Genomic DNA, 25,176 nt, shown 5'->3' on the forward strand with positions numbered 1-25,176 from the left:
GTTCAATTGGAGTGCCGCTTTGAGCTCTCTTTTAAATAAAAACATTACATTTTCAGCTGTTCAAAAATATTTCGATAATTAATTGAGATAAGGTCTTGTAATTCTTTTATATTGAAACCTTTGTATTCTGAAGCCAATTCATAAACTTCTTTAATACTTTCTTCTATTGTATCAGTTTCGAGAAAGAAACGATCGTTTGGAACATTTTGAAAAACAGTTTTCAAATCTGGATTTTTCAATAAATATTTGCCAAACGAAAGATAAAATCCAGCTGTAAGTAACTGTTCTGCTACTTGCCAGTTTTTTGAAAAACCATGAATAATCATCGGAACCGAGATTTTCTTATTTTTCTTAATTGCAATCACTTCCTGAAAAGCCGCTACGCAATGTATGACAACGGGTTTTTTATATTTTTCTGCTAAAACTAACTGTTGTTCAAAAACTGAAATCTGTAAATCTAACGGCATTTCAATTCTTTTGTCCAAGCCGCACTCCCCAATTGCAAGGCAGTTTTGCGTCTGCAATTTCTCTTCCATAATTTTCAAATCTTCGTCAAGACGATTTTCATCAATATACCAAGGATGAATGCCGATGGAATAAAACGGAATGGTTTCATCAAAATCTTTTGGATATTGATTGACCAACTCTAAAACATCAGGCTGATTGGTAAATTGATGGGTATGAAAATTAAAGTATTTCATTAATGAAAAGTCTTAACTCCTGCTTTAATTGCAACTTTAAGATCGTTTTCTAACGGAACAAGCGGACAAGAATATTTGTGATTATAAGCACAATATGGATTATATGCCTGATTAAAATCGACTGCAATAGTATTGCCTTTCGGAATTTCTAAATCAATATAACGGCCTCCAATATAACTTTCTTTACCACTGGTTAAATCAGAAAACGGCAGGAATAAATGATTTTTATATTTTTCTTGTTTAGAAAGTTCAATATTTCTATAAACATTTAATTGTAAATCTTTACCGTCAATTTTAAAATACAATGTTCCGTATTTAATGTATTGGGGAGTTCTGGTTCCCGTGGTTTTCATTTCAAATACTTTTTCGTTTTTTGCTTTTACCAATTTAGCATTCACAAAAAAAGTTTTATTTATTGGATAAAATTCTAAACTTTTAAAAGTTTTCAAATCCTCTTCCATCAACGGACTTGTCTTAGGATCAGCATATTCAGAATTAATTGTTTTCTGAAATTTTTCGGCATCGGCTTTACTAAATTGTTTTTGCGCAAAACCAAAATTAACAGTCAGTAATAAAACTATGGCGTTTAGAGTTTTCATCTTAGAAATTTTATGCAAAAATAGTTCAAAAGTAACAAAACAACAACCGCTTAGCAGTACAAAGTTTGCTAACTTTGTGCCGATAACCTATCACACAAAATGCTTAAAACCGCTTTTACCCATTACATTAACAACTTTCGTGGATTTTCTAGAGAAATTTGGATTCTTGCCATTGTAACCTTTATCAATCGTGCCGGTACTATGGTGCTTCCTTTTTTATCCAAATATTTAAAGGAAGATCTTAGTTTTACTTACAATCAAGTCGGATGGATTATGGTTGCATTTGGTCTTGGGTCTATGTTAGGTTCCTGGCTTGGCGGTAAGCTATCCGATAAAATAGGTTTTTATAAAATAATGATTTTCAGCCTCTTTACCAGTGGCGTTTCCTTGTTCTTTATACAATACATTACCAGTTTTGGGGCATTGTGTATTGCTATGTTTTTGTTAATGGTAATTGCAGACATGTTTAGGCCGGCAATGTTCGTTTCTTTGGGCGCTTACGCAAAACCAGAAAACAGAACCCGTGCATTAACTTTGGTTCGTCTTGCCGTAAATTTAGGATTTGCAGCCGGGCCTGCACTTGGCGGTTTAATTATTATGGGAATTGGTTATCCTGGTTTATTCTGGGTAGATGGAGCTTCTTGCATTGTATCGATCTCTATTTTTGCTTTTTTAGTAAAAGAAAAGAAAAAAGCGCCCCTAGATGACAAAATTGAAAGTGCTCCAGAAGTAAAATCAGTTTTTCAGGACAAGATTTTCTGGGTATTCTTATTTGTAAGTTTTGTAACGGCCATGATTTTCTTTCAGCTTTTTACCACTTTGCCTTTGTATCATAATGAAAAATTTGGACTCAGCGAATTTCAAACCGGTTTATTGATGACGCTTAACGGACTTTTAATTTTTGCACTCGAAATGCCAACCGTAGGCTTTATGGAACGAAAGGGATTTGCTAAAATCAGAGTTATTATTTTAGGTTCCTTTATTATGGCATTAAGTTTCTTTTTACTGCTGATCAATTTCTGGGCTGGAATATTGATTGTCAGTATGGTTTGCATTTCTATTGGCGAAATCCTAACCTTCCCTTTTTCTAATGCTTTTGCTTTGAGCCGTGCACCGCACGGACAAGAAGGCCGCTACATGGCGCTTTATACCATGAGTTTTAGTTTAGCACACATCATCAGCTCTAAAGTTGGATTCGAAATTATTACCCGATTAGGCTACCAGGTCAACTGGTTCTTTATGGCTGTTATTGGTGTCATTGCTACCGGATGTTGTTTCTGGATTAAAAATGCTTTGGTTACAGAAAGAATACAATAAACACTTTTGCATCTTAAATTACGCGTATTAAAAAATACATTTTGCTCTAAAAGATAAAGATCAATTGCCTCCAGATTTATCTGGAGGTTAAAATACAGAATACTTAAAGGCTTTAGCTGAATAAATTTATGACTTTGGGAAATTGGGCTAAAGCCATTTCGATTATTCTTCCCTATAACCATCATCTAAAGATGCTGGCAATGGATCTTTCTCTTTTTGTAAATGGGATTATTTACAAAAAATAATTTTCCATTTTCTTTTACTTATCATATATTCCATACTTAAACACTTATAATTCAATTTATTAACATTAAATTTGAATGACTTTTGAGTGTCTGAATTTTAAATGTCAACTTAATTTTTAGTTAAATAACTATTTTTATAGTTGTGTAACTAAAAAAATAGTTGTAGGTTTGAATTAAAATTAAAGGAAATGCAAAAGTTAACCAACAAAGAAGAAGAAATCATGCAGATTTTATGGAAGCTTAAAAAAGCTTTTGTAAAAGAGATTCAGGCAGAAATTACTGAGGAGCAGCCCCACTATAATACGTTATCTACTATCGTTCGTAATCTTGAGGAAAAAGGATACGTAAGTCATAATGCATTTGGAAACACGCATCAATATTTTCCTATTGTAAAAATTGAAGATTACAGAAAAGGATTTATGAAAACGGCGATTGACAATTATTTTAATAGTTCTTATAAAAGTATGGTTTCGTTTTTTGCAAAAGAAGAAAAAATCTCTGCTGCCGAATTACGCGAAATCTTAGATGCAATCGAAAATCCAAAAGAAGAAAAATAACCCATAAAAAAGAATTGTTATGGAAGCACTTTTTATTTTTATCCTAAAATCATCCGCTTTATTAATCTTGTTCTACACAGCGTATTACTTCCTGCTTAGAAAAGAAACTTTTTTTAATGCCAATCGATGGTTCTTATTAATAGGATTAGGAATAGCTGTTTTGCTTCCGTTTCTGGTTTATACAAAAACGGTTTGGATTGATCCGGATCCAGTTTCCGATTTAAATTTTCAGGAACTATATAACACAGAGACTACTCAACAAGAAAATCCCGTACAATGGAATTATATATTGTTATTTCTTTACGGAATGGGTCTTTTAACGCTTCTTGTAAAGTTTGCTTTAGATTTTTATAAATTAAATTCTATAATCAAAGGTAAAAAGGTACAGCAGCAAGCCGATTTTAAGTTTATCGATTTAAACGAAAATATTGCTCCTTTCTCCTATTTTGAATACATCGTATACAACTCATCACTGTATAGTTCAGCAGAATTAGAGAATATTTTAGAACACGAAAAAGTTCACAGCGATCAAAATCATACTGTCGATGTTTTAATTTCAAGGGTTTTCTGTATTCTTTTCTGGTTTAACCCAATAATCTGGTTATACAAAAAAGCAATTACGCAGAATCTTGAGTTTATTGCCGACAGTGAGGCTTTCAAAAAAATAGAAGACAAAAAAGCGTACCAATACACGCTTTTAAAAATCACAACACACCAAAATTGTGTTGCAATCACAAATCATTTTTATCAATCATTAATCAAAAAACGAATCGTCATGTTAAACAAAAATCAATCAAAGAAGAAGAGTATTTGGAAACATTTTGTTATTGTACCAGCTTTAGGCGCTTTTGTACTATTATTTCAAGTAGAAGTAGTTGCAAAAGAAAGACAAAAAATTACAAAAGAAAGTAATGGAGAAATTAAATCAGTAGATGTTTACAAAATAAAGAAAAACACCACAGATTTAGAATTAAAGAAAATCAAAGAAAATTTAAAATCATTGCATAATATTGATTTCGAAGCTTCTGAAATTAAACGCAACACTTCAAATGATTTAACGTCTCTAAAAATTGATGTTAAATACGGCAGTCAAACAGCGCAGTCTATTCAGACAAGACAAAATACAGCTATTCAAGACTTTGCTGTTGTGGTGACTACTGATAAAAACGACAGTAAAAAAGTGGGAATTCAAACTTTTGATAAAGAAATTACAGTAAACAGCGAGCCAAAAGTAGGCAAGAGCAAAAAACTAAACTCAAAATCTCAAACCAATGTCAGCACTAATTCTAATATTATTACAAAAACTGATCATAATAGTAATACAAATTTTAGCACTACTGTAATTACTACTAATGATAATAGTACTAAACTAACTCTTTCAAAAACAGGTTCAAAAATTGCGATCTCAGATGGTACAAAAGCAAATGGAAAAAAAGAACCTATGCTTGTTATTGTTAACGGAGAAGAGATGCCAGCTGGTTTTGACTATAACGACATAAACGCCAAAGATATCGAGACCGTAAACGTTCTTAAAGGCGAAACAGCAGTAAGTAAATATGGCGAAAAAGGAAAAGATGGTGTTCTGATTATTCAAACTCGCAACTAATCTTGTTTCTAAATTTAAAAATCGTAAAATGCAAAAACTAACCAATAAAGAAGAAGAAATCATGCATATTTTATGGAAGCTTGAAAAGGCTTTTGTAAAAGAAATTCAGGCAGAGATTTTAGAAGACCAGCCGCACTACAATACACTTTCGACTATTGTCCGCAATCTGGAAGAGAAAGGTTATGTTGCTCATAAAGCATTTGGGAACACGCATCAATATTATCCAAATGTAAGTATCGAAGATTACAGAAAAAGATTTATGAGTTCTGCAATAGACAATTATTTTAATAGTTCTTATAAAAGTATGGTTTCGTTTTTTGCTAAGGAAGAAAAAATTTCTGCCGACGAATTACGCGAAATCTTAGCAATGATCGAAAAACCAACAGAAGAAAATTAATCACTTAACCATGGAAGCACTTTTCATTTTTATTTTAAAGTCAAGCGGATTATTAGCAACGTTCTATTTTGCTTACTTTTTTTTACTTCGCAAAGAGACATTTTTTAACAGCAGCCGCTTTTTTCTATTGGCGGGGTTAGTCACTTCTGTAGTTTTACCTTTTATTGTGTATACCAAAATAATCTGGATTGAACCCGCTCCTGCACAGGTTCAGGTTCAGGCTCCTGCTGCAGTTCCGACAGAATTTAATACTGCAGATGCCGTTGCAAATTATCATTATAATCAGACCGATTCGCCGCAGATCGCAGCCGTAGAAGAAAATTTTGAAATCAACTGGAATTTAGTTTCAATGGTTGTTTACGGAATCGGTTTTGCTGCTTTTATGATCAAATTTGGTTTGGATTTCTATAGTTTGAATTCGGTATTAAAAGGAAAAGATATACAACAGCAGGAAGACTTTAAATTTATTGATGTCAACGAAAACATTGCTCCTTTTTCTTATTTCGACTACATTGTATATAACTCATCACTATATACCGCTGCAGAATTAGAAAATATACTGGAGCATGAAAAAGTGCACAGCGACCAAAAACATACTATAGATGTTTTGATTACCAGAATCTTCTGCATTTTGTTTTGGTTTAACCCAATCATCTGGCTTTACAAAAAAGCAATTCTTCAAAATCTTGAATTTATTGCCGACAGCGAAGCCGCAAAAAAAATCACAGATAAAAAAGCGTACCAATACACGCTTTTAAAAATCACAACGCACGAAACCTGCGTTGCCATTACCAATCATTTTTATCAATCATTAATCAAAAAACGAATTGTTATGTTAAACAAAAATCAGTCAAAAAAGAGAAATTACTGGAAATACTACGCGGTAATCCCGGCCTTAGGCGCTTTTGTACTGTTGTTTCAAATAGAAACTATTGCACAGGAAAAAAAACAAAATAACGCTGTTGTTCAAAGAGATACTATCAAAGAAACTAAAGAACTTATTACTATTACAAAAAATACAACAGATAAGGAATTAGATGATTTGAAAGGAAAACTGAAAACCAAGCACAATGTTGATTTTCAAGCTACTGATGTAAAAAGAAATGCTGAAAAAGAATTGACAGCCATACAAATTCAATTGCAATCAGAATCAGGTAAAAAACAGACTGTTTCAATGAATGGCAGTAAAGCGATTAAAGACATTACTTTAGCCGTTGGAACCGATACTAATGGTGCTGCAACCATAAGTGTTGAAGGGCTGAGAGCACCAACACCGCCAAATGCACCAGTTGCGGTAAATTCTGAAAGAGTTGTTATTCGTAATTACAGCAGTTCTAACGGAGATACTCCAACCCCGCCGACGCCTCCTGTTGCGCCAGTTTTTCCGCAAGGACCAATTCCGCAGGCACCTGCAATGGATATGACTAAAATGCCAAAACCGCCAAAAGCACCAAAAGATACTAATGATAAAGCGGCGATGTCTAAATTTGAAAGTGAAATGGCCGATTTTGAGAAAAAAATGGCTGCTTTTGAACCAGACATGAGAGCTTTTGAAAAAGAAATGGAAGAAACAATGGGGAAACGCTCTGCTATTTTTGAAAAAGAAATGGAGAAGTACCAAATTGCGATGGAAAAATATGGTGCCGAAATGGAGAAATACCAACTGAATCTGAATCCAAATTTCAATTATAATTTTGATATGAAGTTTCAAGAACGAGATATCAAACTTCAGGAAAAAGAGATAAGACTTCAAGAAAGAGACATAAGACTTCAGGAAAGAGACATAAAACTTCAAGCTGCAGAAATGAAAAAGCAAGCTGCAGAAATGAAAAAACAGGCCAAAGAGATGAAAAAGCAAGCTGAGGAAATGAAAAGAGAAGAGAAAAAATACAGTACTAAATCTTAATTCATTCGTTTTACTTTTTAATAACCAGTGTGATATGCACTGGTTTTTTTATCTCTACAAATACTCATTTCTAAATTTTATACATGAAAAAATCAGTCTATCTCTTTATCATACTTTTTCTTGTCTTAAATTTTTCATTCGGACAAAATAACAGTCAGAAAACAGAACAAAAAATTGACCATTATTTAAAAGAAATAATCGCAGCAAACGAAATTCCAGGCGCAGCAGCTGCCGTAATAAAAGACGGCAAAGTTATTTACGAAAAATATTTTGGAAAGGCCTCTTTGGAAGAAAACACCTTTGTAAATCAAAATACTGCTTTCAAAATTTTCTCGACTACAAAACTGATCACAAATGTTGGGATTTTTCAGCTAATAGAGAACGGGAAATTATCTTTACAAGACGAAATTTCAAAATACTTAGACAATCTGCCAAAAGAATGGCAGGCTATAAAAGTCGAAAATTTAATTACTCACTCCTCTGGTTTGCCAGATATTGTAAGGTTTGCCGATATCCCGATCACACTGTCTTATACGGAGAGAATAAAATTATTAGCCCAAAAAACAATGGATTTTTCGACTGGAGATCAATACCGTTATAATCAGACAAATTATTTGTTTTTAGCAAAAATTATTGAAAAAATAACAGGTCTCACATTTGATCAATACATAATTCAAAATCAATTTTCAGATGTAAAATGGGGAGTGTACTTTTCTTCTAACTTTGGAGAAGCCGTAAACAATAGTGCTTTTAGGTACAATTTTAGCACACAAACCAATACTTATGTAAAAAGCACTACTGACAGCGGAAAAGATTCTCATTCGGCAAACGGAATGAATATTTCGCTTCCTGAATTTATTCGATGGAATCAAAATCTGGATCACAATCTATATCTAAAAAGCGAAACAAAAACAGCTATGTGGAAGCCGTTTCAATTTAAAAAACAATATGATTTTGGATATGGATGGGGAATTTATCCTGTAAATGATATTCTTAGCTATGGATTTAGCGGCGGTAATGAAACTGCTTTCAGAAAATTTCCGGAGCAAAATTTAACGATCATCTTTTTATCAAACGGACATCGATATTCTGGCGTTCAGGATCAGGTAGTTAATCATATTGCCGGAATTGTAGATCAAAAGCTGTATAATGAATATGCCGTTACCGATGAAAAAATAACCTTTGCTTTTTTAAAACTGGACCTTAATAAAGCGATAGAAAACTATGCTCTGATTAAAAAGAAACATCCAGAATGGAATTTTGAAGAAAGATTAAACACGATTGGTTATACCTTAATGAGTAATAAAAGAATCGATGGTGCAATAAAAGTTTTTGAACTGAATACTAAGGAAAATCCACAATCTGGAAACGCCTATGATAGTCTTGCGGAAGGTTATTTTAATAATAATCAATTCGATATTTCAAAAATTACTTATAAAAAATCTTTAGAACTTTTGCCAGAAAATAAGAATGCAAAAGAAATGCTTGAAAAAATTGACAAACTCCAAGCAGAAAAGAAAACATAAAGTATCATCAAATAATTAAAGCATAACAACATGAAAGAAAAAATATTCCTCTTATTTCTTTGCTTGAGTTTTTCATGCTGGGCACAAAAAAGCATTTCAGAAAAAGAAGTTTACACCATAATGGATAAAACGGCTTCTAAACTAATTGAAAAATCAAAAGCAAATTCGGTTTCTATTGGCGTTGTAAAAAATGGTAAAACTTACACAAGACATTACGGTGAAATTGATAAAGGAAAATACAATACAGCCAGTAACAACACTGTTTTTGAAGTCGCTTCGATCACTAAATTGTTTACAGGACTTCTTATGGCTCAAGCTGTTACAGAAGGAAAAATAAGTCCTGATGATGATATTAGAAAATACATTACAGGATCGTATCCTAATTTAGAATATCAGGGAACTCCAATAAAAGTTAAAGATTTAGTTTCTTTTCGTTCTGGTTTTGAAAAAGACCTGCCTGATAATTCAGAATTGCGAAAAAATAGAAACGATACCAGTTATTTAGCCTTTAAAAAAATGGACGAGGATTATAGTCGTGAAAAGTTTTTTGAAGATTTAAAGCAGATGAAACTGGATACGCTTCCGGGAACTAAATTTAAATATTGCAACGGAAGTCTAAATCTAGCAGCGCACATGTTAGAGAATATTTATCATAAAAGTTACGAAACGCTCTTAAAAGAAAATATTCTCTCTAAAATCGGCATGAACAACAGCGGGATTACGCTGAATAAAGATGCTGTAATTGCAAATGGTTATAACAAAAAAGGAGCTGTGATGCCGAACCTATCTGATAATTTATGGATGGCTGCGGGAGGTTTAAAAGCTACTTTAGGTGATTTGGTCAAATTCATTAGTTATGAGTTGAATACCAAAAATAAAATTGTAAAAGAATCACAGCGTAATGTATTAAACAGCTCAACAAGCTGGAACGGCTATTTTTGGGATTATATTCAGATTGATGATAACGGACAAAACTGCTGGAAACATGGAGGTGCATTTGGAACTCAAAATATGCTGATCGTATATCCAGAACGTAACTTTGGACTTTCAGTTATAGTGAACATCAGCGATGATGATACAGGAAATGCTTTAGGAGAAGCAATTGCCAATCTTACAAATGATTTACTTAAAGAAAAGCAGACAAAAACTGGTATTTACGGTTATCAGTTGAGCGGAGAAGATGTTGTTTTTACTTATGAGCATGACAAAACTTTAAATCCAGATTTAGTTAAAACTGTTTCTATTGCAGGTTCATTTGATAATTGGAGTCCTGAGGATAAAAATTTTCAAATGACAAGAAAAATCAAAAATACCTTTGAATTAAAAGTTCCGAAGTCGAAATTTGAAAAAAATAAAACCTACATGTTCAAATTTGTAATCAATAAAACGGGCTGGGTTAAAGGTCCTAAAAACGCCATAAACATAGAAAATGGCGCCGATAAAAATCTCATTTTGATTCTTTAATAATTGAGATCAAAAATGCATCCAAAAGACTTTGCCAAAACGCAAAGTCTTTTTTTTATATCTTTGGAAAAACAAATCTGCTATGTATAAAATTTTAGCCAAACTAAACAAAATCCTTCTTCCAAGTTTTACTAAACAAGGTTTAGATATTTCTAAAGCTAAAAAATGGCAGATGGCAATTATCGGATACCGTGCTTATGTCACAAAACGTGCTTTGGATTAGTATTTTTTAGACTTTAATCATTCTTCTTAATTCCCCTATCCTATTTAGAATGCTTTTGTAGTATTTCTAATGCTATCGCAATACTTTCATGAAAAATAAAAAAATCAATATACCCGCTATCCCGGCGGTTCTTTTGGCTATTATCAGTGTTCAATGTGGTGCTGCGATTGCCAAAACTTTGTTTCCGGCGCTAGGCGCTGCGGCAACAGCTTCTATGCGGATTGGAATTTCGGCTGTAATTTTACTGCTAGCCTATCGTCCTAATCTAAAACAGATTACAGCGGATCAATGGAAAATTGTTATCCCATACGGATTATCGCTTGGTGCAATGAATCTGGTATTTTACTTCGCTATAGAAAGAATCCCAATCGGACTTGCTGTAACGCTTGAATTTATTGGACCTTTGTTAGTTGCAATTTTCGGCTCTAAAAGACTGGTAGATTACTGCTGGGTACTATTGGCTGCTCTAGGAATTGTATTAATAGCCCCCTGGAACAATACAAAAGTTGATTCGCTTGGCGTTTTATTTGCACTTGCAGCTGGAGGATTCTGGGCCGCTTATATTATTTTGGGCGGTAAAATTTCTAAAATAATGGAGGATGGCAAAGCCGTTTCTACAGGAATGTTGTTTGCCGGAATTCTTATTCTTCCTTTTGGTTTTCTCAGCAGCGGATTTTCTAATCTTACGCCGACATTTTTCGGTATGGGAGTTGCTTTAGCATTATTATCCAGTGCGATTCCGTTTACTTTAGAAATGAAAGCTTTAGGACAGCTTCCGCCAAGAACATTTAGTATTTTAATGAGTTTAGAACCTGCAGCAGCTTCCATTTGCGCTTTTATATTTCTGCAGGAAAAATTAAGTTTATACGAAATATTAGCGGTGATTTGTGTAATAATTGCTTCTGCTGGAAGTACTTTAACTGCTAAAAAATAAGTAACAAATGAAGGATTATTGGCAATACTGTAAAGTAGTAAACGGGCTTTTTGGCATTTCTTTAATTATCTGGTTCATTTGTAATTCTTTCCCTTTCGACAAAATGGATGCAATAAGTGCGGTTATAAGCTCATTATTTCTATTTGGATCGTTATTTCTAGTTTTTCTTTCAAGTCTTATCTTTTATCTTTTAACGAAGAATATTTTAACGATATATGAACAAGTTAGATATTCGCTGGTAAGCTTAATTGCAATTCTTAATTTCTTTTTTATTGTAGTGACGAAAGCAGATAAAAGCTATATTGTTTTGCCTCTTTTCTTTACGATCGCTTCTTTGATTTATATTATAATGAATCGTAAAATAGAAAAAAGCCCTGAATAATACAGGACTTTCAGCTGGATAATTGTTTTTGGTGCTTATTTTTTAGGCAATAATACCGCATTCACCACATGAATCACACCATTTGATTGATTAACGTCTGCAATGGTTACTTTTGCTTTGTTACCGTTTTCATCAGAAATGTATAAATCTTTACCATCCATCCACGCAGTTAGAGTACCGCCGCTTACTGTTTTAATAGTTGCTTTTCCTTTACCCGCTTTAATTGCTTTGGCAATATCAGCTGCATTCCATTTTCCTGCAACCACATGATAGGTCAAGATCGTTTGCAGCATTTTTTTGTTTTCTGGTTTCAAAAGATTTTCTACCGTTCCTTTTGGTAATTTATCAAATGCCGCATTTGTTGGAGCAAAAACAGTAAACGGTCCTTTACCTTTTAAAGTCTCTACCAAATCTGCTGCTTTTACAGCTGCAACCAATGTTGTGTGGTCTTTTGAGTTGACAGCATTCTCAATAATATTTTTATTTGGGTACATGGCTGCGCCACCAACCATTACAGTTTTTTGTGCGTGAGATGTAAATGCAATTCCTAATGCTAAAAATGCTGCTGCTAAAAATTTTTTAGTTTTCATAATAAAGTTTTTAAGTTATAAGCTCATTTACGCTGGAATAATTGTTTTGGTTTTATTAGAATACTAAAAAAAATAAAAAATTATTGAAAAGTTCCTAAAAGCAGCTTAAAAACAAAGCATTAACCTTAAAAAATATTTTCAAAAATTTTCAAATCCATATCTCTATCGTATTGTTTTTTTATTAACTTTAGTAACCAAAAACCTATTTCTATGGCAAATTTTCCTCAAAAAGTGAGAAGCAGAAAGTTAAATTCAAAAGTCGATTTAACTGCAATGGTCAGCGTATCTTTTTTGTTGATCATATTTTTTATGGTGGTTGGAGAATTGTCCAAACCGAAAATACTGAGTTTAGATTCTCCTGATCACGGATGCTGTGATTGTCCTCCCCGCCATTATGGAGAAAATAGATCCTTAACTGTAATGTTAGATAATAATAACAAAATCGTATACTACATGGGTATTTTAAGCTCCCCTATAATTTCTCCAAAAGAAATTAAATATGGGAAAGAAGGAATTCGTCAGGAATTACTAAAAAACAATAAGAGCTATCTGGAATATTCAGAAGCCTTAGGGAAACCAGGAAGAGGAATTACAGTGATCATTAAACCAACTAAAAAATCAAACTATGGTAATTTGGTTGATATTTTAGATGAAATGAAAATAACAGGTATTACATCTTACGCTATAGTACCTGAGTTTACTCCAGAAGAAACTAAATTATTGGCTTCCAATTAAAAACATTCTTAAAAATATATTTTTATGAAAAACCTACCTCAAAAAGTGAGAAGCAGAAAATTAAGCTCTAGAGTTGATCTAACAGCTATGGTCAGCGTGTCTTTTTTATTGATTATATTTTTTATGGTAGTTGGAGAATTGTCAAAACCGAAAGTTATGGAATATGATCTTGGATATCGTCGCAGTTGTGGGCCGGAACAAGAATGTAATAAACCGGATGAAAATCGTACTTTAACCATTTTATTAGATGATCACGACAAAATGATTACCTATAGAGGATTGCTTTTCTCTCCTATTCAAATGCCAAAAGAAGTACAATACGGAAAAGACGGAATAAGAAGAGAATTAATAAATATCAACGAAATTGTGCATCAATATTCAGCTGCACTGGGAAGAAATCAGGGAGTTACAGTAATTATTAAACCTAGTAAAAAATCAAACTATGGTAATTTGGTTGACATACTTGATGAAATAAATATTACAGGAATTAATTCTTATGCTATTGTAGATTATTACACTCCAGAAGAAACTAAATTATTGGCTTCCAATTAAAAACATTCTTAAAAATATATTTTTATGAAAAACCTACCTCAAAAAGTCAGAAGCAGAAAATTAAGCTCTAGAGTTGATCTAACAGCTATGGTCAGCGTGTCTTTTTTATTGATTATATTTTTTATGGTGGTTGGAGAATTAGCAAAACCGAAAATTATGGATTTGAGCATGCCAGAAAGACATTGTGATGATGGAGTTATAAGCTGTTTTGGAACTGCAAGTGAAAGAACCCTAACAGTTCTATTGGATAAAAACAACGAAATAATAACTTATGAAAATCTATTTTTTCCCTCATTAGAAAAACCGAAGAAACTTGCATATGGTAAAAATGGTATTCGAAAAGAGCTTGAAATTCAAAAGAAAAAAATATTAGATTATTATGGTGATAGCCGAAAAAGTCTTTTTGTAATTATAAAACCAAGCACTGCATCTAATTTTAAAAATTTAGTAGACATTTTGGATGAAATGGCAATTGCAGGAATTGGCACTTATGCGATTGTAAATGAATTTAGTCCAGAAGAAACTAAATTATTAGCTGCGAAATAAAAATAAATTTCTTTTGAAAATACTGCCTAGCCCTGATAGAAGTGAAAATCCTTTTACTTTTTTCTTTAAAAAGTAAAAGATTGTAGCGGATAGCGGGAAATAGCTTCTAAACAACAAATGCTATTTTAAAATTGCAAGATCCAATAGAAATGCGCTTCGACTTCGCTCAGCGTGACAACCTGAAACTTGACCACGTGAAACTTGAAACTTGAAACCTGAAACCTGAAACAAAAAAAGTCCCACATTGCTGTGGGACTTTCTATTTAGAGGAAACTAAGAATTATTTTTTCTCAGTTTTTTCCATTTTAGCTTTTAAAGCAGCTAATACATCATTGTTGTCTCCTAAAGTTGCAGCTGGTGCATTAGTAGAAGCAGATGAAGTATTTTCAGTTGCAGCTTTCACATTTTTCTCTTCTTCTTCACGGAAGATAGCAGTGTGAGAAGCAACTACTCTTTTGAATTCTTTGTTGAATTCAATTACTTTGAAATCAGCAGTATCACCTTTTTTCAATTTCTTTCCGTCTTCTTTTTCAAGGTGACGAGTTGGAATGAAAGCAACGATATCATCTCCGAATTCTACAGTAGCTCCTTTGTCAACGATTTCAGAAATTTCACCATTGTGGATAGTTCCTACAGCGAAAGAATCTTCGTATTGATCCCAAGGATTAGCAGTAGTTTGTTTGTGACCTAAAGATAATTTACGTCCTTCAACATCTAATTCTAATACAACTACATCAAGTTTTTCACCAACGTTTACAAACTCAGATGGGTGTTTAATTTTCTTAGTCCAAGATAAGTCAGAGATGTAGATTAATCCATCAATTCCTTCTTCTAATTCTACGAAAATACCAAAGTTTGTAAAGTTTCTAACGATACCTGTATGTTTAGAACCTACTGGGTATTTAGAAGTAATGTCAGTCCATGGATCTTGAGATAATTGTTTGATACCTAATGACATCTTACGGTCATCTCTATCTAAAGTTAAGATAACAGCCTCAACAACATCTCCAACTTTTACGAAATCTTGTGCAGAACGTAAGTGAGTCGACCATGACATTTCTGAAACGTGGATTAAACCTTCAACACCTTCAGCAACTTCGATAAATGCACCGTAATCAGCGATTACAACTACTTTACCTTTTACTTTATCACCAACAGTTAAGTTAGCATCTAAAGCGTCCCATGGGTGAGCGTTTAATTGTTTCAATCCTAATTGAATTCTTGTTTTCTCATCATCGAAATCAAGGATTACAACGTTTAATTTTTGGTCTAATTCAAGAACTTCACTTGGGTGGTTGATTCTGCTCCAAGAAAGGTCAGTAATGTGAATTAATCCGTCAACACCACCTAAGTCAATGAACACACCATAAGAAGTAATGTTTTTAACAACACCTTCTAATACTTGTCCTTTTTGTAATTGACCGATGATTTCTTTTTTCTGTACTTCAATATCAGCCTCGATAAGAGCTTTGTGAGATACAACAACGTTTTTGAATTCGTGGTTAATTTTTACCACTTTGAATTCCATCATTTTGTTTACATATACATCGTAGTCTCTAATTGGCTTAACGTCAATTTGAGATCCTGGTAAGAACGCTTCGATACCGAATACGTCAACGATCATACCTCCTTTAGTTCTACATTTAACAAAACCGTTAACGATTTCTCCAGTTTCATTAGCTGCAATAACTCTATCCCAAGATTTGATAGTACGTGCTTTTCTGTGAGATAATACTAATTGACCTGTTTTGTCCTCACGGATGTCGATTAATACTTCTACTTTGTCACCTACTTTTAAGTTTGGGTTGTAACGGAATTCGTTTAAAGAAATAACACCTTCAGATTTAGCATTGATATCAACGATAACGTCTCTATCTGTAATTCTAACAACAACTCCTTCAACTACTTCTTCTTGATCTGTAGCGATGAAAGTTTTTGATACTAGTTCTTCAAACTCTTGTAAGTTTTTCTCATCTACTGCATCAATTCCTTCTTGGAAGTTGTGCCAGTTAAAATTTGCTAAAAACTCTTCTTGTGATTTTAATTGTTCAGACATGCTGATAAAAAAATTTGTATTCTGCTTTTCTCGAGTTTCTTAATGCGATAGAAAATACAGAAGTTGTTTTACATAAATAGTTGATTCCTAATGGAAACTCTTCTCTGCCAAAAGGTCTGCAAAATTACTACAAATATTTTGATTTACAAAACAAATCGCAATGATTATCAGCCAATTGTTCAGGAGCAGGAAGTTTTCGGTTTTTTCAAGACCTTCTCTCCCGCTTTCGCTCTTATCTTTTCTGTCTCGTTAAAGAAACAAGACAGAAAAGGATAACCGCTCTATCGGGGCTAGATTAGAACTTTTTAGGTATTCAAAACCATATTTGTCAGGCTGAGCGAAGTCGAGGCCCTATCCTGTTATTAAGCCCTTCAACTTCACACAGGTTGACAATCGTTTAAAAAGTTTATGATGCGTAAATCTTTGTCAAAATTCTCAACTTTGAGAAACTTTTTCAACAAAAATCAATAAACGATTCGCATATATCTTTGCTCGTTCTTTGATTTCATCTTCTGTAAAACCATCAACCGCAGATGTTCCGTGAAAAAGCATCGGATCTAAAAAGTTCATTTGAGCAAAATAGGCCGTTTGTTCTATATTTTTAAAAAATTCGGCTATTCTGAAATTGTGCTTTCCAAATGGTTTGTACTCCTTTTCCAGCGAACCAACGGTAACACTTGCTAAAAGTTTTTTACCTTTCAGTTTATCGCCTTTTGAACCGTAAGCAAACTGATGCGTAAAAACAACATCAAACCATTGTTTTAAAATAGCCGGCATATTATACCAGTACAATGGATACTGCAAAATTACAATTTCATGCAGCAACAGGCAATTTTGTTCTTCTGACGCATTAATTTTAAAATCGGGATACAATTCGGCAAGGTTTCTAATTTCTATGTCTGAATTTTTTCTCTGGATTTCTTCAATAATTGCCTTATTTGCAATTGAATCGTTTATGTTCGGGTGTCCTAAAATCAGTAAAGCCATATTATCTTTTATACTATAATTATTATAGTTACAAAATTATTTATAGTTTTACTTACCCGCAATAACTATCCAATTGGATAGGATAAAAGAAATTATGAAAAATATAGAATGTCAATCAGATTTAATAAAAATTGAAAACAAAACATATCCATGCACAGTAAGTCTTGTAATGGATTTAATTGGCGGAAAGTGGAAAGCTGTTATCCTCTATCATCTAAAAGAAAATCCTAAAAGATATAACGAACTCAGAAAAGAAATGCCGACAGTTACAGAACGAACTTTGAGCTTACAACTCAAACAATTGGAAGAAGACAAAATTATATTTAGAAAAGTAGAAGGCCAAAAACCTCCAATTAAAGTTACCTACGGCTTAACCGAATTTGGAAAATCTTTTTCAGAAGTTTTAGAATCGATTACAACATTAGGCAATTCAATAGCTTCTCAAAAAGGAATTTTAATAAATAAGTGATTTAAAAAAACAACAAACCCGACTGGTTTTTAAAAACTGTCGGGTTTACTATATAAAAACTTTTTATTTCTTAATGTTTTAAGCCTTCTAAATCCTTAGGATCATGTTTGTGCTTAAATAAAACGGCAAACGCAATCGCAATTACCAAGGCGTAAATTGCAAATGACAACCAGATGGTATGCCAGTCTTTCATCAAAATCGGATTTGAAAAAATGCCATCTGCAGCAACTGAATTTCCCTGACTTTTAACAAATTCTAACATTTTAGGATTTGTGGTTTCAGTTTGCAAAAATCCAGCTAGTTCTGTTGTGCTGTTAAAAGATTTAGTAAAGAAACGATCAATAGCCCATCCAGAAGTTAAACTTCCTAAGACAGCTCCTACTCCATTGGTCATCATCATAAACAAACCTTGTGCAGAAGAACGTATTTTAGAATCGGTATTACTTTCTACGAATAAGGATCCTGAAATATTGAAGAAATCAAATGCCATTCCGTATACGATACAAGAAAGAATAATCATCCATAATCCGCCAACAGGATCACCAAAAGCAAATAATCCGAAACGTAAAACCCAAGCCAGCATACTGATCAGCATTACTTGTTTGATTCCGAAACGCTTTAAGAAAAACGGAATTGCTAATATAAACAAGGTCTCAGAAACCTGAGAAATAGACATAATAATTGTAGAATACTGTATTACAAAAGAATCTGCATACTTAGGAAAATGTTTGAATTCATCTAAGAAAACATCTCCATAAGCATTGGTCAATTGCAATGCCCCACCTAAAAACATAGAAAAAACAAAAAACAACGCCATTTTGTAGTTTCCAAATAATTTAAAAGATTCTAAGCCTAGAGTTTCAGTCCAAGTAGCATTTTCTTTTATCAAACGCTGCGGTTCACATTTTGGAAGTGTAAACGCATAGAATCCTAGAATCAAAGCTCCGATTCCTGCAATATAAAATTGATATTCTGTTGCTTTACTGCCGCTTAAATTCGTAATCCACATGGCAACAATAAAACCTATAGTTCCCCAAACCCGAATTGGCGGAAAATCTTTTACAATATCATTATTATTCAATTTTAATGAAGTGTACGAAATAGAATTACTTAATGCTATAGTTGGCATATAACAGCACATTGCAACCAACATCACTACAATAAAAGTATCCGGCGTTGCAACTTGAGCTATTGCAAACAAAACGACTGCATACAGAATATGAAGAACTCCGTAAAGCTTTTCAGCATTTACCCATCTGTCGGCAATGATACCGGTGAGAGTCGGCATAAAAAGAGAAGCAATTCCCATGGTTCCAAAAACAAGCCCAAATTGGGTTCCTTCCCAATTTTTAGTACCAAACCAATAATTTCCTATTGTAATAAGCCACGCTCCCCAAACAAAAAATTGAAGAAAGCTCATTATGATCAATCTGTTTTTAATCCCCATAAAATGAATTTGTCTTTTTTAATAAAAATGAAGTGGTAAAACTAACATTAAAAATATTATCTACAAAAAATTACTCCGTTTTAACAACATCTTGCACTAACTCCAAAACAGCTTGAAATTGTTCTTCTTTATTTAAGTAAGAATTATCTATTTCAATTGCATCAGCTGCAATTACCAAAGGAGAATCTTCACGATGCGTATCCAGGTAATCTCTCTCTACCACATTCTTCAAAACAGCTTCATAAGAGACATTATCGCCTTTTTGCTGTAATTCGTCAAAACGTCTTTGTGCGCGGGTTTCGGCACTTGCAGTCATAAATATTTTCAATTCAGCATTCGGGAAAACTACAGTTCCGATATCACGGCCATCCATTACGATAGCTTTATTAGTACCCATTTCCTGTTGCTGCTCTACTAATTTTGAACGAACTTCTGAAACTTCGGCAACTTTGCTTACAAAACTTGAAACTTCAATCGTTCTAATTGGTCTTTCGACGTTTTCACCGTTCAAATACATTTCGGCAAACCCTAGATCTGCATTAAATTTAAATTCTAACTGAATCTTCGGCAGTGCCTCAATCAATGATTTTTTATCAAAAAAATCTGCGCCGATAAATTGATGCTGCATCGCAAAATAAGCCACAGCACGATACATAGCACCTGTGTCCACATAAACATATTCTAATTCTTTTGCGAGTTGTTTTGCTAAAGTACTTTTTCCGGTTGATGAAAAACCATCGATAGCAATAGTAATTTTTTTCAATTTTTTATTTTTAAGTTTCTTAATCTTTTAAAACTGAGTTTTAATAATAAATACTCAGTAAAATATTGGTCGGAGAAGCATCAATTATTTTTGAAGTCCTTTCAAAATATTTCTTGTTTACCATCGGACAGCCGTAGCTGTTGCAAATGTAACCATCTTTCTCTTTATATGGAACATCATAATAGTAATGAAAAACAATATCTCGTTTAAAGGCATTATTATTTGTTTCGTCCAGTCCGTATAGCTTGTAAGCTTTTCCAAACTTTCCGTAATAATATTTCCCGACATAATACGTGCCTAATGAAGTGCTTAAAGAATTTGGTTTGTTACTGAATTTTAATTTCCCTTTAATAGTAGTTTCAGATCCTGATCCATGTGCGACCAAACCTTTGTCAATAATTTTATTTTGTTTTAAATCGTAAACAAAAAAACGTTTTTTTCCTGACGGTATTCTCATATCAATCAAGAAAGCGATATCCTTATTGTACTTGTTATTAGAACAAATTAATTTCTTAAGTTCTTTTGAATGATTTTTAATTCGTTTGGTTTCTTCTTTTGAGTTTTTTGATTCTCTGTTAAATGTTTTGTACAATGCAAATATTGCAATTACAACCAATAATAGTATTAGTATCTTTTTCATAACAAAAAAAACTTTTCGTTATCAAAAGATTTAAATTTCTCTTGACAACAAAAAGCTTGTTTAATTTTCAGCTGTTTTTCTTAGTAATAAATATCCATTAGAATATTCGACTTAGAACTATCAATTATCTTTTCAATTCTTTTAAAGAACTGTTCGTTTACCATTGGACAGCCATGACTGTTGCTGATGTAGTAATCTTGTTCTTCATAAGGAACTGCAGAATAATGATGCAGTACTATCGCTCTTTTTAAGGCGTTATTATTACTATCTTCTAATCCCGTCAGTTTATATGCTTTGCCAAACATTCCTTTATACGTTTTTCCAATAGAATATCTTCCTAAAGCCGTACAATTTGAATTGGGTAAATTACTAAATTTAAGCATGCCTTTGATTCCTGTTTCAGATCCGGAACCGTGAGCTACAAGACCTTGATCTATCACTTCATTTTTCTCTAAATCATAAACAAAAAAGCGATTTTTTCCAGAAGGAACTTTCATGTCTATTAAAAAAGCAATTTTCGGATTGTATTTATGATCCACGTTGATCATATTTTTGATATCCAGAATCCTAGTATTGATTCTTTCCATCTCTATAACAGAAATGGCATTTTCTTCTTCAAAATAGAGTTTCGAACCCGTTAAAAACCCTACAGTTACAAACAAAAACAAAGAAAATATCTTCATATTAATTACTGAAAATTTAAAATTAGACCAAAAAGACTTGTATTAGCTGCCAATGTATATCTAGAATACGAATAGTTAAACTTTAACTTATTCATTTTTAAACCAAAACCTAGTGAGACTCCTGAAAAATTACGTTGTTCTTCCACTCTTAATTCTTCTCCTCTTCTAAAATTATATCCAAATCGAAAATTAAATGCTTTTTTAGGAAAAAGTTCTACACCAAAGGCAACGTGCCGTAATGCGTTATTGACAAAAGAAACTTTCTCTTCACTTTTTGATCCATCGATGTTGATTTCTCCACGAACAGGGTTCGAAAAGGAAATATTCCATTGCTGTAAATTTTCCAGCGAAAGATGCCAGCGAATAGGTACGTGCTCCAATTCTTGTGAAACACCAGCAACGATTTCAAATGGTAAATTCTCTTTAATCCCAGAGTATGTAGTAAATTGAGTACCTATATTACGAATTACCAGCGCTAAATTTATATCATTCTTTTCGTTTACATATAATAGACCTAAATCTACTGCGCCGCCAATCGAATTATAATTTTCTAAAGTAGAAGTAATCAGCTTTGCACTCGCTCCAATAAAAAGATCTGTATAAGGAACGTTGTAAGCATAACCAACAGATAATGCGCCTTCGCTGCCTGTAAAACTAGATGTTGCCTGGCCGTTTTCGTCATATCCTTCAAATGCGCCATAATTTACGTAATTAATACCGGCATAAAGTGTCTGCACATGCCTGTCATACGTATAAGCATATGAAGCTGTTCCATAAGACGCTTCTCCGTAATAATTTCCGTAATTAATGGCTAAATGATTGTCCATATCTGCATTTATAAGTGCTGGATTAGACATAGCCTGATTAACATCTTCATCATAAATTGTAATTATATCTCCGCCTAACGCTGCCTGCCTTGGTGAAGTAGTCAAATTTAAAAACTGATAGGTGTAACGTCCACCAACCTGCCCAAACGCAGTTGAATAAATTAGGATGGTAAAAAATAAAACAAGGTGTTTTAGCATTCGTTTTTGGGGCGTTCCTATATGGGAATAACGCAAATACAAATATAAAATTATATAACTTAAAAAATAATTTTTATAACTAGTTGTATTCCAATAATTACACTGTATTTTTTCAATTAAAATCCTATCTAAAATGTGAAGAAAATTCAAATTCCAAACCGTATTACTTGAGAGTTTTTAATTTTTGATTCAAACAAAAAAATCCCAATTCCAATAATAAAATTGGAATTGGGATTTGAATTTTGAAATTTTAAAAGTTACTCTTTCTTACTTACTAACGTCTTAGCATTTTTAACAGCCTGATCTGTTAATGCTATAGCCAAAACGTCACTCATCTCTTTTACGTAGTGAAAAGTTAAACCTTCTAAGTATTCTTGTTTTATTTCATCAATATCACTTTTATTATCGTGACACAAAATGATTTCTTTAATATTGGCTCTTTTTGCAGCCAGTATTTTCTCTTTTATTCCGCCAACAGGAAGAACTTTACCACGCAGCGTAATTTCTCCAGTCATTGCAACGCTTTTCTTTACTTTCTTTTGTGTTAATAGAGAAACTAAAGACGTTAACATCGCAATACCAGCACTTGGCCCGTCTTTTGGAGTTGCGCCTTCTGGCACGTGCAAGTGAATATTGTATTTTTGAAAAATTTCGGTGCTTAGACCTAATTTCTTAGCATTCGCTTTAATATACTCTAAAGCAATTGTTGCCGATTCTTTCATTACAGTTCCAAGATTTCCCGTAATTGTCAAAGCTCCTTTTCCTTCTGAGATCAATGATTCTATAAACAAAATATCACCGCCGACACTTGTCCAGGCCAAACCTGTAACTACACCAGCAACATCGTTATTTTCGTATTTATCTCTTTCCAATCTAGGAACTCCCAAAATAGCTACAATATCTTCGTCAGTAACTTTTTTATTGTACTCCTCCTCCATTGCTACAGATTTTGCAGCATTTCTGATTACTTGAGCAATTTTAGTTTCTAGATTACGCACACCAGATTCACGTGTATAACCTTCTACGATTTTCTCCAATTGTTTTTTACCAATTGTCAAATCTTTAGACGTTAAACCATGAGCTTCTAATTGTTTTGGAAATAGATGCCTTTTGGCAATTTCTACTTTTTCTTCGATAGTATAACCAGACATTTTGATTACTTCCATTCTATCGCGAAGAGCGGGCTGAATAGCTCCCATGTTATTTGAAGTTGCAATAAACATCACTTTAGACAAATCATAACCCATTTCTAGGAAATTATCATAAAAAGCATTGTTTTGTTCTGGATCCAGAACTTCTAACAAAGCTGACGATGGATCGCCGCTGTTACTGCTTGACAATTTGTCTATTTCGTCTAAAATAAAAACAGGGTTTGATGTTCCAGCTTTTTTCAAACTCTGGATAATTCTTCCCGGCATTGCACCAATATAAGTTTTTCTATGACCGCGAATCTCGGCTTCGTCACGTAAACCGCCAAGAGAAATACGAACATACTCACGCCCTAAAGCTTCTGCAACAGAACGTCCGATAGAAGTTTTACCAACTCCTGGAGGCCCTGTTAAACAAATAATTGGTGATTTCATATCATTTCGCAATTTTAAAACTGCCAAATGTTCAATCATTCTTTTCTTAACTTCTTCAAGTCCGAAATGATCTTTGTCTAATATTTTTTGAGCCAGTTTTAAATCGAATTTATCTTTAGAATATTCGCCCCAAGGCAATTCTAAAAACAATTCTAAATAATTTCTTTGGATTCCGAAATCTGGCGACTGCGGATTCATACGACGCATTTTAGACAATTCTTTTTCAAAGTGTTTCTGCGTTTTTTCGTCCCATTTTTTGGTTTTAGCTTTCAGCCCCATTTCGTCCATTTCCTCTTCCTGCGAAACGCCTCCCAATTCTTCCTGAATGGTTTTCATTTGCTGATGAAGGAAATATTCTCGCTGCTGCTGATCTAAATCAAAACGAACTTTTGACTGAATATCATTCTTCAATTCTAATTTTTGAAGTTCAACATTCATATAACGCAACGTTTCTAAAGCTCTTTCTTTTAAACCATTTATAGATAAAAGACCTTGTTTTTCTTTTACCGATAAATTCATATTAGAAGAAACAAAATTGATTAAAAACGATTGGCTTTCAATATTTTTAATCGCAAAAGTGGCTTCAGAAGGAATATTTGGACTTTCTTTAATAATCTGAATAGCTAATTCTTTTACAGAATCTAAAATTGCAGTGAATTCTGTATCATTTTCTTCCGGACGTTCTTCAGAAACTTCTTTGATAGTTGCTGTCATATAAGGCTCTTCAGAAACTACTTCGTCAATTTCGAAGCGTTTTTTTCCTTGAAGAATTACTGTAACATTTCCATCAGGCATCTTTAAAACACGCAGGATTCTGGCAACAGTTCCTATTTTATGAATATCCTCTTTTGACGGATCTTCGTCTTCTTCATTAATTTGAGAAACTACACCAATAATTTTCCCGCCAGCGTTGGCATCATTAATAAGTTTGATGGACTTGTCTCTTCCGGCAGAAATTGGAATTACAACTCCTGGAAATAAAACAGTATTTCGCAAAGGTAAAATTGGAAGCGAAACAGGAAGTTCTTCATTATTCATTTCCTCCTCGTCTTCTGGAGTTAATAGTGGAATTAATTCTGCCTCTGAATCAAATTCCTGAAGTGACAGATTGTCAATAGTAAGTATTTTATGATTTGACATAATTGTATATAAGTCGTTTTGTCATTAAAAGTGTGAAACTATCTGCAAATATTTGTCTGAATGCCTAAATATCGATTAAGTATTCTATTTACAAGATAGGCCG

At 33.1% G+C, this 25,176-nt stretch carries 24 protein-coding genes; 13 read left to right on the plus strand and 11 right to left on the minus strand.

The genetic code is table 11. From position 1 onward, the window contains the following. Positions 1–44: 44 nt before the first annotated feature. Positions 45–701: a TatD family hydrolase gene (locus C4F50_RS07460; protein WP_193845776.1), complete on the minus strand. Its 657-nt coding sequence runs from the start codon at positions 699–701 to the stop codon at positions 45–47. Then, positions 701–1,300, minus strand: coding sequence for a DUF1684 domain-containing protein (locus C4F50_RS07465; protein WP_193845777.1), 600 nt, complete (start codon positions 1,298–1,300; stop codon positions 701–703). Before C4F50_RS07465 ends, C4F50_RS07460 begins: the two co-directional genes overlap by 1 nt. 99 nt (positions 1,301–1,399) lie before the next feature. Between C4F50_RS07465 and C4F50_RS07470 the strand changes: the two genes are divergently transcribed. The 9 genes from C4F50_RS07470 to C4F50_RS07510 all read left to right on the plus strand — a co-directional run bounded on the left by C4F50_RS07470 (position 1,400) and on the right by C4F50_RS07510 (position 11,475). Further along, a complete protein-coding gene (locus C4F50_RS07470; protein ID WP_193845778.1) occupies positions 1,400–2,617 on the plus strand; it encodes an MDR family MFS transporter in 1,218 nt (405 codons plus the stop codon). A gap of 433 nt (positions 2,618–3,050) precedes the next feature. After that, on the plus strand, positions 3,051–3,419 hold the full coding sequence (locus C4F50_RS07475; RefSeq protein WP_193845779.1) for a BlaI/MecI/CopY family transcriptional regulator: 369 nt from the start codon (positions 3,051–3,053) through the stop codon (positions 3,417–3,419). 19 nt (positions 3,420–3,438) lie between these two features. Then, positions 3,439–5,025, plus strand: coding sequence for a M56 family metallopeptidase (locus C4F50_RS07480; protein WP_193845780.1), 1,587 nt, complete (start codon positions 3,439–3,441; stop codon positions 5,023–5,025). A gap of 28 nt (positions 5,026–5,053) precedes the next feature. Beyond that, the gene (locus tag C4F50_RS07485; RefSeq protein WP_193845781.1) at positions 5,054–5,422 is read left to right on the plus strand and encodes a BlaI/MecI/CopY family transcriptional regulator; all 369 of its coding nucleotides are present in this window, start codon (positions 5,054–5,056) and stop codon (positions 5,420–5,422) included. 10 nt (positions 5,423–5,432) lie between these two features. After that, on the plus strand, positions 5,433–7,328 hold the full coding sequence (locus C4F50_RS07490) for a M56 family metallopeptidase (RefSeq protein ID WP_193845782.1): 1,896 nt from the start codon (positions 5,433–5,435) through the stop codon (positions 7,326–7,328). 83 nt (positions 7,329–7,411) lie between these two features. Beyond that, positions 7,412–8,854, plus strand: coding sequence for a serine hydrolase domain-containing protein (locus tag C4F50_RS07495; RefSeq protein WP_193845783.1), 1,443 nt, complete (start codon positions 7,412–7,414; stop codon positions 8,852–8,854). 30 nt (positions 8,855–8,884) lie between these two features. Further along, positions 8,885–10,318, plus strand: coding sequence for a serine hydrolase (locus C4F50_RS07500; protein WP_193845784.1), 1,434 nt, complete (start codon positions 8,885–8,887; stop codon positions 10,316–10,318). A gap of 82 nt (positions 10,319–10,400) precedes the next feature. Continuing rightward, positions 10,401–10,541, plus strand: coding sequence for an SsrA-binding protein (locus C4F50_RS07505; protein ID WP_193845785.1), 141 nt, complete (start codon positions 10,401–10,403; stop codon positions 10,539–10,541). Between the two features lie 88 nt (positions 10,542–10,629). Beyond that, the gene (locus C4F50_RS07510; protein WP_193845786.1) at positions 10,630–11,475 is read left to right on the plus strand and encodes an EamA family transporter; all 846 of its coding nucleotides are present in this window, start codon (positions 10,630–10,632) and stop codon (positions 11,473–11,475) included. Positions 11,476–11,892: 417 nt separating this feature from the next. Here C4F50_RS07510 and C4F50_RS07515 read toward each other — a convergent pair whose 3' ends face one another. Continuing rightward, positions 11,893–12,447: a fasciclin domain-containing protein gene (locus C4F50_RS07515; RefSeq protein WP_193845787.1), complete on the minus strand. Its 555-nt coding sequence runs from the start codon at positions 12,445–12,447 to the stop codon at positions 11,893–11,895. Between the two features lie 210 nt (positions 12,448–12,657). On the opposite strand from C4F50_RS07515, the gene C4F50_RS07520 reads away from it, so the two are divergent. Genes C4F50_RS07520 through C4F50_RS07530 form a run of 3 tightly spaced genes read left to right on the plus strand, consistent with a single transcriptional unit; the run spans position 12,658 to position 14,280 of the window. After that, positions 12,658–13,182: an ExbD/TolR family protein gene (locus tag C4F50_RS07520; protein ID WP_193845788.1), complete on the plus strand. Its 525-nt coding sequence runs from the start codon at positions 12,658–12,660 to the stop codon at positions 13,180–13,182. A gap of 24 nt (positions 13,183–13,206) precedes the next feature. Beyond that, positions 13,207–13,734, plus strand: a complete 528-nt coding sequence (locus C4F50_RS07525; protein ID WP_193845789.1) for an ExbD/TolR family protein — start codon at positions 13,207–13,209, stop codon at positions 13,732–13,734. Between the two features lie 24 nt (positions 13,735–13,758). Beyond that, positions 13,759–14,280, plus strand: a complete 522-nt coding sequence (locus tag C4F50_RS07530; RefSeq protein ID WP_193845790.1) for an ExbD/TolR family protein — start codon at positions 13,759–13,761, stop codon at positions 14,278–14,280. A gap of 280 nt (positions 14,281–14,560) precedes the next feature. On the opposite strand, the gene rpsA is transcribed toward C4F50_RS07530, so the two are convergent. Together rpsA and C4F50_RS07540 are read right to left on the minus strand one after the other, a co-directional pair. Beyond that, positions 14,561–16,336, minus strand: coding sequence for a 30S ribosomal protein S1 (rpsA, locus tag C4F50_RS07535; RefSeq protein WP_125723688.1), 1,776 nt, complete (start codon positions 16,334–16,336; stop codon positions 14,561–14,563). A gap of 435 nt (positions 16,337–16,771) precedes the next feature. Continuing rightward, positions 16,772–17,323: an NAD(P)H-dependent oxidoreductase gene (locus C4F50_RS07540; RefSeq protein ID WP_193845791.1), complete on the minus strand. Its 552-nt coding sequence runs from the start codon at positions 17,321–17,323 to the stop codon at positions 16,772–16,774. A 91-nt stretch (positions 17,324–17,414) separates the two neighbouring features. On the opposite strand from C4F50_RS07540, the gene C4F50_RS07545 reads away from it, so the two are divergent. Then, positions 17,415–17,792: a winged helix-turn-helix transcriptional regulator gene (locus tag C4F50_RS07545; RefSeq protein WP_431357469.1), complete on the plus strand. Its 378-nt coding sequence runs from the start codon at positions 17,415–17,417 to the stop codon at positions 17,790–17,792. 70 nt (positions 17,793–17,862) lie between these two features. On the opposite strand, the gene C4F50_RS07550 is transcribed toward C4F50_RS07545, so the two are convergent. From C4F50_RS07550 to lon, 6 genes are all read right to left on the minus strand, one after another. Continuing rightward, a complete protein-coding gene (locus C4F50_RS07550) occupies positions 17,863–19,239 on the minus strand; it encodes a nucleoside permease (protein ID WP_193845793.1) in 1,377 nt (458 codons plus the stop codon). Between the two features lie 70 nt (positions 19,240–19,309). Next, positions 19,310–20,002: a (d)CMP kinase gene (gene cmk / locus C4F50_RS07555; protein WP_193845794.1), complete on the minus strand. Its 693-nt coding sequence runs from the start codon at positions 20,000–20,002 to the stop codon at positions 19,310–19,312. A gap of 40 nt (positions 20,003–20,042) precedes the next feature. Beyond that, positions 20,043–20,642 (minus strand): murein L,D-transpeptidase catalytic domain-containing protein, encoded by a 600-nt coding sequence (locus C4F50_RS07560; protein ID WP_193845795.1) that lies wholly within the window; start codon positions 20,640–20,642, stop codon positions 20,043–20,045. A gap of 80 nt (positions 20,643–20,722) precedes the next feature. Continuing rightward, positions 20,723–21,325: a murein L,D-transpeptidase catalytic domain-containing protein gene (locus C4F50_RS07565; protein ID WP_193845796.1), complete on the minus strand. Its 603-nt coding sequence runs from the start codon at positions 21,323–21,325 to the stop codon at positions 20,723–20,725. 5 nt (positions 21,326–21,330) lie between these two features. After that, positions 21,331–22,350, minus strand: coding sequence for a type IX secretion system protein PorQ (gene porQ / locus C4F50_RS07570; protein ID WP_193845797.1), 1,020 nt, complete (start codon positions 22,348–22,350; stop codon positions 21,331–21,333). A 257-nt stretch (positions 22,351–22,607) separates the two neighbouring features. Then, the gene (lon, locus tag C4F50_RS07575; RefSeq protein ID WP_193845798.1) at positions 22,608–25,073 is read right to left on the minus strand and encodes an endopeptidase La; all 2,466 of its coding nucleotides are present in this window, start codon (positions 25,071–25,073) and stop codon (positions 22,608–22,610) included. Positions 25,074–25,176: the final 103 nt, after the last annotated feature.

Origin of the sequence: Flavobacterium hungaricum, from assembly GCF_015182285.1 — a bacterium.
Classification (GTDB): Bacteria; Bacteroidota; Bacteroidia; order Flavobacteriales; family Flavobacteriaceae; genus Flavobacterium; species Flavobacterium hungaricum.